Consider the following 2,645-nt stretch of genomic DNA (forward strand, 5'->3'; position numbering starts at 1 on the left):
CGGCCAGGTCGGCGCGCTCCCCGGCCCGCTCGGCGAGCGCGTCGCGGCGGGTGAGCGCCTCGGCGTGCCGCCGCTGCCGCTCGGCGAGCTCGCGCGCCGCGTCCAGGGCCTCGCGGGCGTCGGTCGCCGTGCGCGAGGCGTCCGCCAGCAGCTCCCGCTGGACGGCCAGCAGGTCGGTGTGCTCGACGCCGAGCGCGCGCGCCCACGCGGGCAGCGCCTCCACCGTCTCCAGCGTCTCCTGGGCGGTGAACGGCACGTCCCCGGGGGACGAGCCCGACCGGGGCGCGGGCACCAGCGGGGCCGGCTCGTGCGGGCTCGGCTCGCCGGCGGCCTCGGCGATGCGTCCGGCGATGGCCGCGGCGGCGGCGCGCAGCCCCTCGGCGGCGCGGCCGGTCTCCCGGCGGCGTTCGCCCAGCCAGTTCTCGACGGCGGTGAAGACCTCGGCGGAGAACAGCCGCTCCAGCAGCTCGCGGCGGCCCTTGGCGTCAGCGCGCAGGAACCCGGCGAACGCGCCCTGCGGCAGCATCGCCACCTGGCAGAACTGCGCGGCGGTCATACCGAGCAGCGTGCCGATCACGTCGTCGGCCTCGCCCACGCGGGTGGACAGCGCGACCCACTCGCCGTGCTCCAGCTCCTCCAGGACGACCTTGGCGTTCTCCTTCGTCAGCCCCTCGCCGCGCTTCTTCGGCCGGTACCACTCGGGCGACCGCGTGACGCGCAGCCGCCGCCCACGGACGGTCGTCTCCAGCTGCACGCTCGGCGCGAGCTCCGGCGCGGCGTGGTCGCTGCGCAGCCCCCGCGCGCTGTTGCGGACGCCCGGGACCTGCCCGTACAGCGCGAAGCAGACCGCGTCGAGCACGCTGGTCTTGCCCGCGCCGGTCTGCCCCTGGATCAGGAACAGGCCCGCGTCCGACAGCGCGCCGAAGTCGATCTCCTGCCGGTCGCTGAACGGGCCGAACGCGGTGACGACGAGCCGGTGCAGTCGCATTACCGCAGCGCCTCCTTGCGGCGGAACGCCTCGAACGCCTCGTGCAGCAGGACGCTCTCGGCCTCGGACGCGGGCGTCCCGGTGACCTCGGTGACGAAGTCGCCGGCGATGTCGAGGTGGGACCGCTCGCGCACCCGCTCGGCGAACGTGCGGCCCTCGGCGGGACGGTCCGCCGCGTCCGGCTCGAACGACAGCGCGAGGGTGTGCGGGAACCGCCGCCGCAGCCGCTCCATCGCCGAGGTCGGACGGTTCGGGTCGGTGATGGTGACCTGCAGCCAGTGGCCCGTGTAGTCGTCGTAGCGGGACGACTCCAGCAGGTCGTCGAGGCGTCCGCGCAGCCGGGCGAGCGGGCGCGGCACCGGGGCCTCCACGAACTCCTCGCCGAGCGAGCCGTCCGTGCGCAGGTCGATCAGCCAGGAGCCCTTGAGGTGGTGCTCCTCGGAGAAGGAGTAGGCGAGCGGCGAGCCGGAGTACCGGACCCGCTCGGTGATGCGCTGGCGTCCGTGCAGGTGGCCGAGCGCGGCGTAGTCGACGCCGTCGAACACCGAGGCGGGCACGTTCGCCGCGCCGCCGACCGAGATGTCGCGTTCGCTGTCGCTCGGCTCGCCGCCGGTGACGAAGGCGTGCGCGAGCACCACCGACCGCGTGCCCGGACGCGTCGCCAGGTCGGCCCGGACGCGCCGCATCGCCTCGCCGAGCGCGGCGGCGTGCCCCCGCTCGGGCAGGTCCCAGTCGGAGCGGACGAGCTCGGGCTCCAGGTACGGGATGCCGTAGACGGCGACGTCGTCCACCATGACCGGTTCGCCCACGCGCGCCGGGTCGGTGCGCAGGTGCACCCCGGCGGCGTCCATCAACCCGGACCCGAAGCCGAGGCGGCGCGCCGAGTCGTGGTTGCCGGCGACGAGCACCACCCGGGTGCGCTCGGCGAGCCGTTCGAGCGCCTCGTTGGCCAGCTTCACCGCGTCCACGCCGGGCAGCGCGCGGTCGTACACGTCGCCCGACACGAGCACGCAGTCGACCCGCTCGTCCCGCACGGTCCCGACCAGGTGGTCGACGTACGCGGCCTGCGCGGACAGCAGGTCCTCGCGGTGGAACGAACGGCCGAGATGCCAGTCGGAGGTGTGGAGTATTCGCATCGCGGTCACACCCTAGGCGTCCCCTCCGACACTTCCGGCCCAGAAACGCCGCCCCGCCCCGATTCACGGCGCGTCGTCACGCTCGGTGAGAACGTCCGCACCCAGCGCGGGCGGCTGTTCGGTCCCCTAGAGTGGCGCGCGTGAGCGACCGTCCCCACGTGCTGCTGAGCTGCGCCATGTCGATCGACGGCTACATCGACGACGCGTCCCCGGAGCGGCTGCGGCTGTCCACCCCGGCCGACTTCGACCGGGTGGACGCCGTCCGCGCCACCTGCGACGCGATCCTGGTCGGCGCGGGCACCGTCCGGACGGACGACCCGAAGCTGCTGGTCAAGAGCCCGTCGCGGCGGGACAAGCGGGTCGCCCAGGGCATGCCCGCCGACCTCACCAAGGTGACGGTGACCGGGAGCGGCGACCTCGACCCCGACGCGCGGTTCTTCACGACCGGGGACGCGCCGAAGCTGGTGTACGCCTCGTCCGGCAACGCCGAGGCGCTCGCGGTCCGGCTCGGCGACCGCGCC

The 2,645-nt window shown here is 74.9% G+C and carries 3 protein-coding genes; 1 reads left to right on the forward strand and 2 read right to left on the reverse strand.

Translation table 11 applies throughout. The annotated features are described in order from the left end of the window. Both AB0J52_RS35430 and AB0J52_RS35435 read right to left on the reverse strand, forming a co-directional pair. A partial coding sequence (locus AB0J52_RS35430) for an AAA family ATPase (RefSeq protein ID WP_500187287.1) occupies positions 1-988 on the reverse strand: 988 nt, incomplete at its 3' end. Further along, on the reverse strand, positions 988-2,124 hold the full coding sequence (locus AB0J52_RS35435; protein ID WP_500187288.1) for an exonuclease SbcCD subunit D: 1,137 nt from the start codon (positions 2,122-2,124) through the stop codon (positions 988-990). The genes AB0J52_RS35430 and AB0J52_RS35435, both read right to left, overlap by 1 nt. A gap of 140 nt (positions 2,125-2,264) precedes the next feature. Between AB0J52_RS35435 and AB0J52_RS35440 the strand changes: the two genes are divergently transcribed. Then, on the forward strand, positions 2,265-2,645 hold a 381-nt coding region (locus AB0J52_RS35440; RefSeq protein ID WP_500187289.1), incomplete at its 3' end, for a RibD family protein.

The organism is Spirillospora sp. NPDC049652 (assembly GCF_040675125.1).
Classification (GTDB): domain Bacteria; phylum Actinomycetota; class Actinomycetes; order Streptosporangiales; family Streptosporangiaceae; genus Spirillospora.